This is a genomic window from Oceanimonas sp. CAM02 (assembly GCF_032842915.1).
Lineage (GTDB): Bacteria > Pseudomonadota > Gammaproteobacteria > Enterobacterales > Aeromonadaceae > Oceanimonas > Oceanimonas smirnovii.
Genome location: NZ_JAWJBK010000029.1, coordinates 262,009 through 278,157, shown reverse-complemented (window position 1 = coordinate 278,157; position 16,149 = coordinate 262,009). Strand labels below are relative to the sequence as shown.

Annotated in this window: 14 protein-coding genes; 7 read left to right on the top strand and 7 right to left on the bottom strand. The window is 56.0% G+C overall.

The genetic code is table 11. From position 1 onward, the window contains the following. Window positions 1-110: 110 nt before the first annotated feature. From lolA to lrp, 3 genes are all read right to left on the bottom strand, one after another. Window positions 111-719 (bottom strand): outer membrane lipoprotein chaperone LolA, encoded by a 609-nt coding sequence (lolA, locus tag R0I78_RS10550; protein WP_317075281.1) that lies wholly within the window; start codon window positions 717-719, stop codon window positions 111-113. A 3-nt stretch (window positions 720-722) separates the two neighbouring features. Continuing rightward, window positions 723-3,284, bottom strand: coding sequence for a DNA translocase FtsK (locus R0I78_RS10545; RefSeq protein ID WP_317075280.1), 2,562 nt, complete (start codon window positions 3,282-3,284; stop codon window positions 723-725). A gap of 171 nt (window positions 3,285-3,455) precedes the next feature. After that, on the bottom strand, window positions 3,456-3,959 hold the full coding sequence (lrp, locus tag R0I78_RS10540) for a leucine-responsive transcriptional regulator Lrp (protein WP_019935522.1): 504 nt from the start codon (window positions 3,957-3,959) through the stop codon (window positions 3,456-3,458). Between the two features lie 600 nt (window positions 3,960-4,559). On the opposite strand from lrp, the gene trxB reads away from it, so the two are divergent. Continuing rightward, the gene (trxB, locus tag R0I78_RS10535) at window positions 4,560-5,513 is read left to right on the top strand and encodes a thioredoxin-disulfide reductase (RefSeq protein WP_019935521.1); all 954 of its coding nucleotides are present in this window, start codon (window positions 4,560-4,562) and stop codon (window positions 5,511-5,513) included. Between the two features lie 164 nt (window positions 5,514-5,677). On the opposite strand, the gene dauA is transcribed toward trxB, so the two are convergent. Continuing rightward, window positions 5,678-7,417, bottom strand: a complete 1,740-nt coding sequence (gene dauA, locus R0I78_RS10530; RefSeq protein ID WP_317075279.1) for a C4-dicarboxylic acid transporter DauA — start codon at window positions 7,415-7,417, stop codon at window positions 5,678-5,680. 107 nt (window positions 7,418-7,524) lie between these two features. Between dauA and R0I78_RS10525 the strand changes: the two genes are divergently transcribed. From R0I78_RS10525 to infA, 4 genes are all read left to right on the top strand, one after another. Then, entirely contained in the window at window positions 7,525-7,695 is a 171-nt protein-coding gene (locus R0I78_RS10525) for a hypothetical protein (protein WP_019934180.1), read from the top strand. A gap of 9 nt (window positions 7,696-7,704) precedes the next feature. Next, the gene (aat, locus tag R0I78_RS10520; RefSeq protein ID WP_317075278.1) at window positions 7,705-8,403 is read left to right on the top strand and encodes a leucyl/phenylalanyl-tRNA--protein transferase; all 699 of its coding nucleotides are present in this window, start codon (window positions 7,705-7,707) and stop codon (window positions 8,401-8,403) included. Further along, entirely contained in the window at window positions 8,400-9,110 is a 711-nt protein-coding gene (locus R0I78_RS10515) for an arginyltransferase (protein WP_317075277.1), read from the top strand. Before aat ends, R0I78_RS10515 begins: the two co-directional genes overlap by 4 nt. A 70-nt stretch (window positions 9,111-9,180) precedes the next feature. Further along, window positions 9,181-9,399, top strand: coding sequence for a translation initiation factor IF-1 (gene infA, locus R0I78_RS10510; RefSeq protein WP_014291892.1), 219 nt, complete (start codon window positions 9,181-9,183; stop codon window positions 9,397-9,399). 171 nt (window positions 9,400-9,570) lie between these two features. Here the strand turns inward: infA and clpA are convergent, their stop codons facing one another. Together clpA and clpS are read right to left on the bottom strand one after the other, a co-directional pair. Next, window positions 9,571-11,823 (bottom strand): ATP-dependent Clp protease ATP-binding subunit ClpA, encoded by a 2,253-nt coding sequence (gene clpA / locus R0I78_RS10505; RefSeq protein ID WP_317075276.1) that lies wholly within the window; start codon window positions 11,821-11,823, stop codon window positions 9,571-9,573. Window positions 11,824-11,871: 48 nt separating this feature from the next. Further along, a complete protein-coding gene (gene clpS, locus R0I78_RS10500; protein WP_019934184.1) occupies window positions 11,872-12,189 on the bottom strand; it encodes an ATP-dependent Clp protease adapter ClpS in 318 nt (105 codons plus the stop codon). 330 nt (window positions 12,190-12,519) lie between these two features. On the opposite strand from clpS, the gene cspD reads away from it, so the two are divergent. Next, on the top strand, window positions 12,520-12,735 hold the full coding sequence (gene cspD, locus R0I78_RS10495) for a cold shock domain-containing protein CspD (RefSeq protein ID WP_019934185.1): 216 nt from the start codon (window positions 12,520-12,522) through the stop codon (window positions 12,733-12,735). Window positions 12,736-12,797: 62 nt separating this feature from the next. Here the strand turns inward: cspD and R0I78_RS10490 are convergent, their stop codons facing one another. After that, a complete protein-coding gene (locus R0I78_RS10490) occupies window positions 12,798-13,391 on the bottom strand; it encodes a YqaA family protein (RefSeq protein ID WP_317075275.1) in 594 nt (197 codons plus the stop codon). 110 nt (window positions 13,392-13,501) lie between these two features. Here R0I78_RS10490 and glnD point away from each other — a divergent pair, with 110 nt between their 5' ends. Next, the gene (glnD, locus tag R0I78_RS10485; protein WP_019934187.1) at window positions 13,502-16,132 is read left to right on the top strand and encodes a bifunctional uridylyltransferase/uridylyl-removing protein GlnD; all 2,631 of its coding nucleotides are present in this window, start codon (window positions 13,502-13,504) and stop codon (window positions 16,130-16,132) included. Window positions 16,133-16,149: the final 17 nt, after the last annotated feature.

The following is a 16,149-nucleotide window of genomic DNA, read 5'->3' as shown; positions in this document are numbered from 1 at the left end:
CGACCGTCAAATGCCAGGAAAGGCATTTGACGAGCGTCCCATGGAGGGGCTTGAAGCGTGTCGGCGTAGCGCAACCCCGCTGTCGCTTTGCATGCCGGGCTCATGCCACCTCAGCGCTGATCGTCCACCATAACGCCCGCCGGCGGGGTAAAACGAAAGGCGTTGGCGGCAAGCTCAGGGCTGGTATTAAATTCACTCAGGGTAAATTCGCTACGCTGGCCGCCGGACTCCACCACGGTAAAACGCGCCAGCCGGCCCTGATTATCAAAGCGCAGCGTAAAGCGCTGAATAAGCTCCGCCGGATCCTTGCTGGTCACCACATAAGTGTCATTCTGCTCACTGATGCGATAGTTCTGCCAGCGGGCCTTATCGCCACCGGAGATCAGCAAAAACGGCGTGTTCTGCACCGCCTGCTCCAAAGGCAGGATGCTCACCTGCTCCACAAAGGGGTCGTACATCCACACATCGGTGCCGTCAGACACAATCAGGCTCTCGTCGGGCGAGGTGGTGTGCCAGCGAAAGCGGTCCGGCCGCGCCAGCTGCATGCTGCCCTCGGCAGTCTGCATGGGCTCACCGCTTTCATCGTAGACCTGCTGAGTAAAATCGGCAGAAAAGCGCCCCAGCGCCGACAGCTTCTGTTGCAGATCCGTCGCTGCGTCCGCCAGCACCTGAGTGCTGGCAGACCACAGCATCATTCCTGCCATTATTACTTTTTTCATTGGTTATCCCCTGGCCGGCGGTGGTGCCAGCACTTCTCGTTGGCCGTTGCTGCCCGCCGGGCTGACAATGCCCTGGGCTTCCATCTGCTCGATAATGCGGGCAGCCCTGTTATAGCCTATCTTGAACTTGCGCTGCACACTGGAGGTAGAGCCGCGGCGCGTCTCAGCGACAAAAGCCACCGCATGATCAAATAACTCGTCCAGTTCGCCATCACCGCCTTCCGGCGCTTCACCGGGCAGAAGGCCGTCGGCCCCCACATCGCCGTTAAGAATATCTTCAATATAATCCGGCTCGCCCCGCTCCTTCCAGGCCGCCACCACCTTGTGTACCTCATGGTCATCCACAAAGGCCCCATGCACACGAGTGGGGTTGCTGTCGCCGGCCGGTAAATAAAGCATATCCCCCATGCCCAGCAAGGATTCGGCCCCCTGCTGATCGAGAATGGTGCGGGAATCGATTTTGCTCGACACCTGGAAAGACATACGGGTGGGTATGTTGGCCTTGATAAGACCGGTGATCACATCCACCGACGGGCGCTGAGTGGCCAGCACCAGATGAATACCGGCCGCCCGGGCCTTCTGGGCGATACGGGCAATCAGCTCTTCCACCTTTTTGCCCACTATCATCATCATGTCGGCAAATTCGTCGATCACCACCACAATATGGGGCAGCTTTTCCAGCGCTGGCGGATAAGTGTCCATGGACTGAGTGGGCTGCCACAGCGGATCCCGCAAAGGTTCTCCGGCATCAATGGCGTCCTGTACCTTGGTGTTGAAGCCCTTGAGGTTACGCACTCCCATGGCCGACATCAGCTTGTAGCGGCGTTCCATCTCGCCCACGCACCAACGCAGGGCATTGGCCGCTTCCTTCATGTCGGTGACCACTTCGGTAAGCAGATGGGGAATACCCTCATACACCGACAGCTCCAGCATTTTGGGGTCGATCATGATAAAACGCACTTCTTCCGGCGTGGCCTTGAACAGCATGGACAGTATCATGACGTTCACCCCCACCGACTTGCCCGAGCCGGTGGTACCGGCCACCAGCACGTGAGGCATTTTGGCCAGATTCACCACCACAGGATCGCCGGCTATGTCCTGCCCCAGCACCATGGTAAGCGGGTGCTTACTGCTGTGAAACAGGTCGCTGTCAATCACCTCCCGCAAATAGACGGTTTCACGGCGGGTATTGGGCAGCTCCAGTCCCACATAAGGCTTGCCGGGGATCACTTCCACCACCCGCACGCTGATGGCAGACAGGGAGCGGGCCAGATCCCGGGCCAGGTTGGTAATTTTGCTGACCTTGACTCCGGGGGCCAGATCCAGTTCAAAGCGGGTGATCACAGGCCCCGGATACACGCCCACCACATTAGCCTGCACGTTATAGTCAGCCAGTTTGGCTTCCACCAGCCGGGCAATGCGCTCCAGCTCTTCTTCACTCACTTCATGCTGACGTGGCTTGGGCGGATCCAGCAGCGTCACATCCGGCAAAGTCGTCAGTTCACTGTTGCGGGGCCTGGATACCGGTGCCGGTGCCGCGGCGGGCTTTTGTGCAACCGGTGCTGGTGTGTCTTCCTCACCGGCCCAGGGCAAATCCAGTTCGTCATCGTCGTCATCATCCATCCAGCCGTTGCTCTCGGCCAGCGTGGCCAGTGGCAGCTCGCTGTCATCGTCATCAGCCATCTGCAGTACCGGCTCCCGGCGCTGCGGTGGCGTTTTTTTACTGATAAGAGTGCGCCGTGCGGAAGGTTCAGGCATGGGAGCCAGCAGCGGATCATCCTGCCCGGCTTCATTGTCATCATGCTTGTCACTGTCCTGCTTGCCGAGGCGCTCACGAAAGCGCTGCCAGCCACTGAAGCCGGCCCTGGCAGCGTCCGGATCACGGGGCTGAGCAGCTGCAGGCACTGCGGCGGCCGGCACCGGCGCATCATCGCCCTGACGGCGGGTTTGCCAGTCGGCGATGCGTGCCGGCAAGGTCGACAGCCAGTTGGGGGCTTCCATTACCATGGCTCCCAGACGCTCTACAATCAGCAGCCAGGACCAGCCGGTAAAAAAAGTAATGCCGGTGGCCAGACAACAGAGCAACACCAGAGTGGTCCCCAGGGTACCAAATACCGGACTCAGGGTACCGGCCAGCATGTCACCTATCAGGCCACCCGCTGAAAAATAATAGATGTCACCTATGTTCATGCTGGCCAGCGCCAGCAAACTGAGCAACACCATTAAAAAGCCGATGATACGCAGGCTCAGGGTCAGGTAGCAGATGTCGATCAGCCCCTTGGGCCGCCACAGGGTAATCCAGCCAACAAACACCATAAAGGGTGGCAGCAGATAGGCTGAGAACCCGAATACAAACTGCAGAATGTCGGCCAGCCAGGCTCCCGCAGGGCCGGCTGCGTTACTGATGTCTGCGCCACGGGCAGTCTGTGACCAGCCCGGATCCGACGGGTGATAGGACACCAGTGACAGCATCATAAATACGGCCAGTAGAATGATGGCTATCAGCCCAGCCTCAAAAAGACGCTGCAAACCAGACATGGGAGTAAACAGCTTTTTCTCCGCCAAACGTCCGCTCCTCGTTGTGATGATTGTGCTCAGAATATCAGGGGAATACGACGGAAAAAGTCGTCACCATGGTTAATACAACGACAAACGAGCGGCCGGAGCCGCTCGCTGAATGATAATCTTCCCGTCCCGCCGGCATCAAAATACCAGAGCGGCATACTTTAGCACAGCTTAACGGGTATTGATTACCAGCCGGTTGCTCTGCTTCACCTCTTCCATCACCACATAGGTGCGGGTGTCATTCACCCCGGGCAAACGCAGCAGGGTTTCCCCCAGTAACTTGCGGTAGGCAGACATATCGGCCACCCGGGTTTTCAGCAGGTAGTCAAAGTCACCGGATACCAGGTGACACTCCTGAATTTCTTCCAGCTTCTGCACGGCGTCATTGAACTCGTCAAACACATCGGGTGTGCCGCGGTTCAGGGTAATTTCCACGAATACCAGCAGTGATGCATCAAGAAACTGCGGGTTAAGAATGGCGGTATAGCCTTCAATGTATCCCTGACGCTCCAGCCGGCGCACTCGCTCCAGACAAGGAGTAGGGCTCAGTCCAACGCGCTTGGACAACTCCACATTGGAGATGCGGCCATCTTGCTGCAGTTCGTTAAGTATGTTGCGGTCAATCCGGTCGAGTTCCTTTAAGGGGCGGTTGTTCGCATCCAACACTTCATCCATCCTTTGGCTCATTTTAGGTACATTCCACTTTGGATTCTGGGCTTCTTCTGCATCGGCACCACTCGAGTGCAAACTCAGAAGGTGTAACGGTTACCGCTGTCACAGCCGTGAAAAACGGCATACCGCCTTACTAAAATAAAAATCTGAAATTATTGATTACATATACAAAATGCAATGAACAGAAGCTTAACATGATAAAAAGGAAACCGGTAGCACAAGTGTTTGTCTGGAACGACAAAAAAGCGTCAAATTATAACTTTAGGTGAAGGCGGCAGGGATTTAGCCTGAATCAGACAACCGAATACCCGGCTCAGAGAAAGCCATGGATACTGCTGAAATAGCGCCACACCTATGGTGCGCACACCGCCAGAGTGCGTGTATTGGCCTTGATATACAGCATATTGTCCGGCCTGAACCAGAATTGAAATAAGATTCCAATATAATGAAGTTATATTGCATAACTATTCGTTATACTTGCTGCCGTCATGATTTTACATTCAGCAGGCCGGCAAAGACGGTTGCAGTTCTTTATTCCCCTTTCTCAATCCCCTACAATCGTTAACCAAAATTATCGCCCATTTGCCACTGGTTGGAGAAATCATGAGTCAAGCCAAACACGCCAAACTGCTTATTCTGGGCTCAGGCCCTGCCGGCTATACCGCTGCCGTTTATGCCGCCCGGGCCAACCTGAGCCCGGTGCTGGTTACCGGTATTCAGCAAGGTGGCCAGCTGACCACTACTACAGAGGTAGAAAACTGGCCCGGTGATGCCGAAGGCCTGACAGGTCCGGCATTGATGGAGCGTATGAAAGAACATGCCGAACGTTTTGAAACAGAAATCGTGTTTGACCACATTAACAGCGTGGAGCTGACCCAGCGCCCCTTCCGTCTGAAAGGTGACAGTGGTGAGTACACCTGTGATGCGCTGATCATTGCCACCGGCGCCTCTGCCAAATATCTGGGACTGCCTTCGGAAGAAGCATTTCAGGGCCGGGGCGTGTCGGCCTGTGCGACCTGTGACGGCTTTTTCTACCGCAACCAGAAAGTCGCGGTGGTGGGCGGCGGCAACACCGCCGTGGAAGAAGCCCTGTATCTGTCCAACATTGCGTCCGAGGTGCACCTTATTCACCGTCGTGATCAGTTCCGTTCCGAGAAGATTCTGATCGACCGGCTGATGGACAAGGTGGCCAACGGTAACATTATTCTGCATACCGACCGCACCCTGGACGAAGTGCTGGGCGACGACATGGGCGTCACCGGCGTGCGCCTGAAAGACACTCAGTCCGATGCCACCGAAGAACTGGCGGTGGCCGGCGTCTTTATTGCTATTGGCCATCAGCCCAACACCGGCATTTTTGCCGGGCAGCTGGAGATGGAAAACGGCTACCTCAAGGTACAGTCCGGTCTGCACGGCAACGCCACCCAAACCAGCATTGAAGGCGTGTTTGCCGCCGGTGATGTAATGGATCACGTTTATCGTCAGGCCATCACTTCTGCCGGCACCGGCTGCATGGCCGCCCTGGACGCCGAACGCTATCTGGACGCCCAACAGTAAAGCTGGAAGCTGCGTAGGTTGGCGATGAGCGTAGCAAATTCACAACATTTTCGCCGTCTGCCGGAATGTTGGGACTCGTCCCAACCTACCTGTAAGGGTAATATCCACTGCCGCTTCATACGAACAAAACGGCGCTGTACTCACAGCGCCGTTTTTATTGATGTTTACGCCACGGCTGTGTTGCCAGGCCGTACGTAATTCAGCGCTTCCTTTAGTGTGGAATGAAAACTCAGGCTGTGCTCTATCGGCGTCATGCCGGAGCGGGCCATGGTTTTCAGCGGCTGAAACTGTAAATCCGCAATCACTACTTCCGTCCCCTGTTTCCGGCAGACGTCAATAAAACGATTCAGCGCCGACAGACCGCCGGCATCCAGTACCGGTACCGCATCCATATACAACACCACACCCCGGCATTCCTTCACCAGCAGCGTCAGCTCGCTGAACACGCGATCGGCAGCGGCAAAAAACAGCGGGCCGTTAATTTTGTAAACCTCCCAGCCCGCAGGCAAGGCAGCCGGCACCATTCTTTCATGCTGGGTAATATTTACGATACGGGTCATATCAGCGATATTTTTCACAAATAACACCATGGCCATCAGAATACCGGCCGTAATGGCAATCACCATGTCAAAGACAATGGTCAGGGAAAAACAGGTAAGAAACACCAGCAAGTCGCCCTTCGGCGCTGTCTTGAACAAATGCACGGCCTTGGGCGCTTCACTCATGTTCCAGGCCACTACCAGCAACAGTGCCGCCATGGCCGGCATGGGCAGCCAGGCCAGCAGCCCCGACAGCAAGACCAGCCCCGCCAGTACCACCAGTGCATGTACCATGGCCGCCACCGGCGAGACACCACCGGCGCGAACGTTGGCCGCCGAGCGGGCAATGGCAGCAGTAGCAGGAATGCCACCAAAAAACGGTGCTATCAGGTTGCCTATGCCCTGCCCCAGCAGCTCACTGTTGGCACTGTGGCGCTTGCCGGTCATGCCGTCCAGCACCACGGCACACAGCAACGACTCTATCGCTCCCAGCATGGCAATGGCAAAGGCACCTGGCAGCAGATCCCGCAACAGCTGAACACTGAGGCCCACCGGACTGCCATCAGGCCCCGGCTGCAGCCAGGGCCAGGTAAAGGCCGGCAGCACCGGAGGTATGCCCGCGCCTGAGCTGCCGTCGGGTAATAAATAACTGAACCGGCTACTGATGGTATCAATACCAAGTCCCTGCTGGTTCAGTAACATCGCCAGCAGACTGGCCAGCAATACCGCCGGCAGATGGGGCGGCACCCCGGTTTTCAGCCGGGGCCAGAGCAGCATGATGACCAGAGTCAGTCCGGCTACCAGCAGGCTGGGCCAGTGCAGCGCCGGCAGATGCCCGGCCAGCGCCAGCAGTCGCGGTACAAAGGCCTCGGGCAATCCGGTGGCCGCGAGGCCAAAAAAGTCCTTCAGCTGCAACCCTGCTATCACTACCGCAATCCCGGCGGTAAAACCCAGGGTTACCGGCTCGGGAATATATTCAACCAGACGGCCCAGCCGCAGCAGCGCCATCAGTACCAGTAAGCCACCGGCCATCAGGGTAGCCAACAGCAGACCACCCAGACCGTAATGTTGCGCAATGGGGTAAAGGATGACCACAAAGGCTGCCGTGGGGCCGGAAATACTCAACCTGGAGCCACCGGTCAGCGCAATCACAAAGCCGCCGATGATGGCGGTATAAAGCCCGTACTGGGGGGCCACACCGCTGGCAATAGCCAGCGCCATGGCCAGCGGAATGGCAATAATACCCACCGTTATCCCTGCCAGCACATCCTTAAGCAGATGTTTGCGGCCATAAGGCTCATGCCGGCAGGCTTCGATCAGAGCGTGACCGGGACGCAGGGAAAACAGATGAGCACGATGAGACATGGCTGGCTCCACGGTGGATGAAGGCATGAACAGACATTGATTGTATTCTCATCATAAATGCATTCAATGGTAATATGATTAACATGTGATATGCACCGGAGGTTTTTATGGAGCAACGTACCGCCCGCCTGACCCTGCTGATAGACCCGCGCAAGAAGGCGCTGTTTGAGCGCCTGTGTGCCGAAGAAGACGTGACGCCGTCCCAGAAGGTAAGGCAGTTTATTCGTGACTATATTGAGCAGCAAACCGGTGAAGACTGGCAGAAATTGTCCGAGTGAGTCACTGTTATGTACCTGACCCAACTGAATGAAACACTCTGGTTTCCTGATCCGGCTACAGCCCTGAAGGAGCCCGACGGGCTGCTGGCAGTGGGGGGCGACCTGCGCCCCGAGCGTTTGCTGCTGGCCTATCGCATGGGCATTTTCCCCTGGTATGATCAATCTCAGCCGCCGTTGTGGTGGTCACCGGATCCCCGTGCCGTGATCTCACCGGACGCCCTTTATGTCAGCCGTAGCCTGGCCAGGCTGGCCCGCAAGCAGCGCTACCGGCTGACCGTCAACCACGCTTTTGAGGCTGTCATTCGCCACTGCCGTGAGCTACGGGAAGACGGCCCGGGCACCTGGATCACCCCCGACATTGAGCACAATTATTGCCGGCTGCACCATCAGGGGCATGCCCATTCCATTGAAGTATGGGACGAGCAGCGGCTGGTGGCCGGGCTCTACGGCATCGGCCTGGGCCGGCTGTTTTGTGGTGAATCCATGTTTCACCTGGTCAGCAACGGCTCCAAGCTGGCCATGCTGGCCCTGTGCCGGCACTTTGCTCACTACGGCGGCGCACTGATTGACTGTCAGTTACCCAATCCGCACCTGCAAAGCCTGGGAGTGAAAAGCTGGCCCAGATCACGCTTTCTGCATAAACTCAGAGAGCTGCAAACCCAATCCGTTTCTGCCCTGTGCTGGCAATCGCAAGAACTGAGTCTATGAGGGAAGTAAATTTAAAGGTCGGTCTGACCCCCAGGCATCCCTGCAGTTATCTGCCCGGCCGGCTGGAGCAGCTGCTGGTGCTGCTGGACCGCGAGCTGCTCTGCCCCGAAGGCTATGAGCAACTGCTGACGGCAGGGTTTCGCCGCAGCGGTAGCGATATATACCGGCCGCGCTGTCAGGCCTGTCAGGCCTGTGAATCATTGCGTATTCCGGTTAACGACTTTGTGCCCAGCCGCAGCCAGAAGCGCATTTTGCGCAATAACCGGGATCTGACCATGGTGGTGAGTGATACTGATAAACCGGAATATTTCGAGCTTTATCAGTATTATATTGAACAACGCCATCAAGACGGGGCCATGTATCCCGCCAGCCGGCAGCAATATGACGGTTTTTTACTGTGCCACTGGCTGACCCCTCTGTTTCTTGAGTTTTATGCTGAAAGCCGTCTGATTGCAGTGGCAGTGACCGACTCGCTGAACGACTCCCTCAGCGCCATGTATACCTTTTATGATCCGGCCGAAGAGCACAGATCCCTGGGCATTTATGCCATTCTCAATCAGATAAAACTGGCACAGAGACTCGGCAAACACTGGCTGTATCTGGGCTATCAGGTCGATGACTGTCGTAAAATGAATTACAAGCAGCAGTTTCGCCCCCATCAACGGCTGATAAACGGCCATTGGCACATCATGAAAGACGGAGCCTAATCTTTACACTGCAGGCGAAATCCGGCATGATCGCAGCCGTTTTTATTGCCTGCGTTAACAAGAGGATTCAATGGCTAAAGAAGACAGTATTGAAATGCAGGGTACCATTCTGGAAACCCTGCCCAACACCATGTTCCGCGTTGAGTTGGAAAACGGCCATGTGGTTACCGCTCATATCTCCGGAAAAATGCGTAAAAACTATATTCGCATCCTGACCGGTGACAAGGTTACTGTTCAGCTGACCCCCTACGACCTGTCCAAGGGCCGCATCGTCTTCCGCTCCCGCTAAACCCCCTCCATTAAGGTTAAGCCAACAGGCTTGATACCCTTGGTTTTGTTGTAGGCCGTGCTTGCCGCACGGCTGAAAGCAAGGCACCTGTTTTATTTTGCTGTATCAATAAAAAAATGCCCGGTGCCTTGCGGGCTCCGGGCATTATTGCTGTATTCAGGCGTGATGCCATCAGGCCATGGACGCCTCCGACTGGAACTCAAAGTGCAATTCGTCATCTTTCAGACTGACCCGCACCGAGCCACCGCCGACAAGCTCACCAAACAGCAGCTCGTTGGCCAGCGGCTTTTTCAGCTGCTCCTGAATCACTCTGCCCATGGGGCGCGCGCCCATCGACTTGTCGTAACCTTTTTCCGCCAGCCAGTGACGGGCAGGTTCACTCACCTCAAGCGACACTCCTTTCGCATCCAGCTGGGCCTGCAGCTCCACAATAAACTTGTCCACCACCCGATGAATAATATCGATATCAAGGTGATTGAACCAGATGATATGGTCGAGCCGGTTGCGGAATTCGGGCGCAAAGGTGCGGTTTATTTCGCTCATGGCATCATGGCTGTGATCCTGCTGCTGAAAGCCAATAGACTTGCGTACGGTTTCCTGTACGCCGGCATTGGTGGTCATCACCAGAATAACGTTGCGAAAATCCGCCTTACGGCCGTTGTTGTCCGTCAGGGTACCGTTGTCCATGACCTGCAGCAGAATATTGAACACATCAGGATGCGCCTTTTCGATTTCATCGAGCAGCAGCACCGCATGAGGATGTTTGATCACCGCATCGGTCAGCAGACCTCCCTGATCAAAGCCCACATAACCGGGAGGCGCGCCGATAAGACGGGACACGGTATGAGCCTCCATGTATTCCGACATATCAAAGCGAATAAGCTCAATGCCGAGAATACGCGCCAGCTGCTGGGTCACCTCGGTTTTGCCCACACCGGTGGGGCCGGCAAACAGGAAAGAGCCAATAGGCCGCTTCTCATTGCCAAGACCGGCACGGGTAAGGCGAATGGCATCGGTCAGCACCGAAATGGCCTTGTCCTGACCAAACACTACCATTTTCAGGTTTGGCTCCAGGTTCTTGAGGTTTTCCTTGTCGGAGCTGGACACCGACTTCTCCGGAATACGGGCAATTTTAGCCACAATGGCTTCAATGTCGCCTACCCCTATGGTCTTTTTCCGCTTTGAGGGTGGCAACATACGAATTTGCGCACCGGCCTCATCAATGACGTCAATGGCCTTGTCGGGCAGGTGACGATCGTTGATGTATTTGGCCGACAGCTCCGCCGCCGCCCGCAGCGCCTTGCTGGTGTAGCGCACATCATGGTGTGACTCATAGCGGCTTTTCAGCCCCTGCAGTATCTTGGCGGTATCCTCTACCGAGGGCTCCAGAATATCGATTTTCTGAAAACGCCGCGCCAGGGCTCGATCTTTTTCAAAAATCTGGCTGTATTCCTGATAGGTGGTCGAGCCGACACAACGGATTTGCCCGCCCGAGAGCAGCGGCTTGAGCAGGTTGGCGGCATCGAGCTGACCGCCAGACGCAGCCCCGGCACCAATAATGGTGTGGATCTCGTCAATAAACAGAATGGCCCCTTTTTGCTTTTCAAACTGCTTGAGCACCGCCTTGAAACGCTTTTCGAAATCACCGCGGTACTTGGTGCCTGCCAGCAAAGCGCCCATATCGAGAGAATAGATAGTGCTGCCGGCAATAATTTCCGGCACATCATCATGCACAATCCGATAGGCCAGGCCTTCGGCAATGGCGGTTTTCCCCACCCCGGCCTCACCCACCAGCAGGGGGTTATTCTTACGCCGGCGACACAGCACCTGAATCGTCCGGTTCACTTCCTGATCCCGGCCAATCAGCGGATCGACGCGGCCATCTTTTACCCACTGGTTCAGATTAATGACAAAGCCTTCGGTCTGGTTGCTGTTACCTTCTTCGCTTTGCTCTTCATGCTGTGAGGAAGAGGCGTCTTCCTGCTCGCCGTCTTTGCGAATGCCGTGAGACAAAAAGTTAACCACATCCAGCCGGCCCACACCGACTTTTTTCAGCAGGTAGGCTGCCTGAGACTCCTGTTCACTGAAAATGGCCACCAGCACATTGGCACCGGTGACCTCGGCATTACCGGAAGACTGAACATGGAACACGGCCCGCTGAAGTACTCGCTGGAATCCAAGCGTGGGCTGCGTTTCGATTTCATCATCACCCACCGGAATGAGCGGCGTGGTCTGCTCGATAAAGCTGTGAGTCTCACGACGCAGCTGTTCCAGATCGGCACCACAGGCCATTAAAGCCTCTTTGGCGGCCGGATTCTCAAGCAGGGCCAGCAACAGGTGCTCCACCGTCATGAACTCGTGGCGAGAGCGACGGGCTTCGTTGAAGGCATCGTTCAGTGTGCTCTCAAGATCTTTGTTCAACATAGGCACCTCCCCTAAAAAACCTCGATAATCCCGCTCAAGGGATTATTTTTACGCCTGCTCCATGGTGCACAACAGCGGATGTTCGTGCGTACGGGCAAACTTGTTCACTTGCGCAACCTTGGTTTCTGCAATCTCTGCGGTAAATTCTCCGCATACCCCTTTACCCTGATAGTGAACCGATAACATCACCTCGGTGGCCTTGTCCATGTCCATGGAAAAAAATTTCTGCAATACTTCTACAACAAAATCCATGGGTGTGTAGTCGTCATTGTTCAGGATGACTTTATACATAGGAGGGGGTTGCAGCGCCGTTTCTTCCGCCTCTTTCAGTTTGTCATCAAGGGTATGCTGTGTTCTCCTGCCCATATCATTACTCTAAATCACGGGATTGATTCCTGCTACTGAAGCAGCGTTAAGGTCACTTTTTCGTGGTGTTGATCCCACCCTACCGGCTGTACCGGGGCTGTCAACCACAAGGCCTGTAAGGCCTTACATTTTGCATTGCCAAGCGGCTGTTCATTCATGCAGCACTTGACTCCCGTCCCGGTTGCTCTAGAGTGATCTCCTGGCAGTCAGTAAAGTTTCGTTCGAAGCTTTGCTGAATGGCCGCATCCGGCGAAAAAGCGCTGTAGTTATAATTGGCCACTGCCATTTTCTCAATGTTGTTTAGGATGTTTGAGTAAAAGGATGCACAGTATGACAACCGGAACGGTTAAGTGGTTTAACAACGCCAAAGGATTTGGTTTTATCTGCCCGACTGAGGGTGGTGAAGATGTATTTGCTCATTTTTCCACCATTCAGATGGACGGATACCGAACCCTTAAAGCGGGCCAGGTCGTTCGCTACGAAATACAAAAAGGCCCCAAGGGCAATCATGCCGTGAGCATAGTGCCCGATGGTCAGCCTGCATAACAAGCACGGGAATGACACATCATTCCAGTAAGCAAGGGGCACATTTTGTGCCCCTTCTTCATTCAGGCATTCAGCCAGTGGCTCAGACCATAACCCAGCACCGCCAGCCCGAGCAGGGCAAAACCCAGCTTTCTGGCATGCTGCTGCCACAGTTGCAGCGCCTTCTCTCCGGTCAGACGCACCAGCAGTGCCAGTCCGAAATAACGAATTCCACGGCCGATGGCTGAAGCCAGTATAAACAGCCAGAGGGAATAGCCGGCCGCGCCGGCTGCCAGCATGGCCACCTGAAAGGGGACTGGCGTTATCCCCACCATGACAATGGCCATAAAGCCGTCCTGCTTCAGCTCCTGAGTAAAACGGTCAAGCGCATCCTGGCCGCCGATCAGCTGTAATAGCTGCTGGCCCAGACTGTCGAACAGCCAGCCCCCCAGCCCATAACCGGCCAATGCGCCCGCCAGGCATCCCAGCAGGGCGGCGGCAGCCAGTGCCCACAGGCGCTTTTGTTCAATCAGAAATAAAGGAATCAATAACAGCTCAAGAGGAATCGGAACTATCACCGCTTCCAGCATGGACGCCACGAACACCACCGGCAGCAGCCAGTGTGACCCGGTGAAACGCTGCAACCAGTGTGGCAGCTGTGCCTGCATATTTGCCATTATGTCGCTCCCGCTCAGTCATGATTTCAGTGTGCCAGAGTTTCTGCGGCTTTGCCCGGTCCACCGGCTTTGTTAAGTTAAAGGCTGACACATAACGCGGACCCGGCATCATGGAACCTAATCTGCTCGCCCCTGCCCTGCTCTCTCCCGATGAGCTGACCATTACCCGCTGCAAAGACATGCTGGCTCGCCTGCAAACCTGGCTGGAACAGCGCTTTGAGGCCGGTGACGACATCAATGAGCTGGTTTCCCTGCGCTCCCAGCATATGGATCAGCTGCTCACCGGCCTGTGGACACGCCATGGTCTGGCTCAGCAGGACAACCTGGCGCTGGTGGCGGTGGGCGGCTACGGCCGGGGCGAGCTGCACCCTTGCTCCGATATTGATCTGCTGATCCTGAGCCGGTATCAGCATAATGAACCTCTGAATGACGCCATTGGCCGCTTTGTGACTCAACTGTGGGATCTGCATCTTGAGGTAGGTCACAGCGTGCGCACCGTGGCCGAGTGTGTGGCTCAGGGTGAGCACGATATTACCGTGGCCACCAATCTGATTGAAGCCAGGCTGATCACCGGCTGTTATGACACCTTTGCTGATCTCACTCGAGCCACGGCACCGGATCACTTCTGGCCCAGCCAGGCCTTTTTTGAAGCCAAGCGTGATGAACAGGCACAGCGCCACCAGCAATTTCACGACAGCAGCTATAAACTGGAGCCGGATATAAAAAACAGCCCCGGCGGCCTGCGCGACATTCAAACCATCAACTGGGTGGCCCGTCGCCACTTTGGTACCAGCACGCTGGGAGAAATGGCCAGCCATGGTTTTCTCAGCGAAGCTGAGTTTGGTGAACTGCAGGACTGCCAGAATTTTTTATGGAAGCTGCGCTTTGCCCTGCATACCGTCACCGGACGGGCTGATAACCGTTTGCTGTTTGACCGGCAAAGAGCGGTGGCCACGGCGCTGGGCTATGCCGGCGAAGGTAATCAGCCCATCGAATGCATGATGAAACGCTATTACCAGACCATTCGCCGGGTGGCGGAGCTGAACGAACTGCTGTTGCAGCTGTTTGATGAAGCCATTCTCGGCCACATTGCCATGGATGTGAAAACCCTTACTCCTGAGTTTCGCCTGCGCGGACGGCTGATTGATCTGGCAGACTCTACCCTGCTTACACGTGAGCCGGCGGCTATTTTGCGGCTGTTTTATCAGATTGCCGCCTGTCCGCAAATTACCGGCATTTATTCCAGCACACTGCGGGAGCTGCGCGAAGCCCGGCGCACTCAACAGGTTTATTTATGCGAGCGGGCCGACTGCCGGCGGCTGTTTATGATGTTACTGCGCCATCAGGGCAGTGGCCGGCTGGCGCTGACCCTGATGCACCGCTATGGAATACTGGCGGCTTATTTTCCACAATGGAGCAAGATTGTCGGGCAAATGCAGTTCGACATGTTCCACGCCTATCCGGTAGACGAGCATACTCACAGAGTATTAAAAAATATCGACCGCTTTCGTCAGCCCGGCAACCAGCGCCGGCACCCGCTGTGTTACGACATCTGCACCCGGTTACGCAAGCCCGAGCTGCTGCTGCTGGCAGGCCTGTTTCATGATATTGCCAAAGGCCGGGGGGGAGATCATTCCACCCTGGGAGCTGACGATGCACTGGAATTTTGTCTGGCTCACGGCCTGGACAAATCCGATGCCCGGCTGGTGTCCTGGCTGGTGCGCCAGCACCTGCTGATGTCGGTGACCGCCCAGCGCCGGGACATTCACGATCCGGATGTGATTCGGGAATTTGCCACTCAGGTGCGCGATGAGCTGCATCTCGATTTTCTGTATTGCCTGACGGTCGCAGACATTTGTGCCACCAACGATACACTGTGGAACGACTGGAAAGGCAGCCTGCTGCGGGAACTGTATTTTTCCACTCAGCGGGCATTGCGCCGGGGGCTCGAAAATCCGCCGGATCTGCGCCTGCGCATTCGGGAAAACCAGCAGCAGGCACGTCATTTGCTGGAACACCTGGATACGTCGTTTGAACATATCAAACCGCTGTGGGCCAGATTGCCCGCGGATTATTTTCTGCGCCATACACCAGAGCAGATTGCCTGGCACAGCCGGCATATTCTGGCCCACAACAAGGCGGGAACGCCACTGGTGCAGATCAGCCAGCAGCCGGGCCGTGGCGGCAGTGAGCTGTTTATCTACTGCCCCGACTCCCCCAACCTGTTTGGCCGGGTGGCGGCGGCGCTGGATCAGAAAAACCTCAATATTCACGATGCCCAGATCATGACCTCCAAAGACGGCTACGCCCTGGATACCTTTATTGTGCTGGAGCCTGACGGCCAGCCGGTCAGCGGTGACCGGCTCACTGATTTATGCCGGGATCTGGCCCGGGCTCTGGCCCGCAGTCAGCCACCGGTGATCCGCGCCCGGCCGCCCTCCCGCCGGCACCGGGAGTTTGATGTTCCTACCCGAGTGCAGTTTCTGCAACCGGTGCGCGCCAGCAAGCGCACCCTGATGGAACTGGTGGCACTGGATACGCCGGGCTTGCTGGCGCGCATCGGGGCCGTGTTCAGCCAGCTCAAACTGAATTTGCATGCCGCCAAGATCACGACCATTGGCGAGCGGGTAGAAGACTTTTTCAGCCTCACTAATGCGCATGATCGGCCATTAACTGAGCAGGAGCAGACGCAATTACGAGAAAAGTTGACTGATGAGCTCAAACAAAGGGGCAAAATGTGATAAAAGGTGCGTCAATT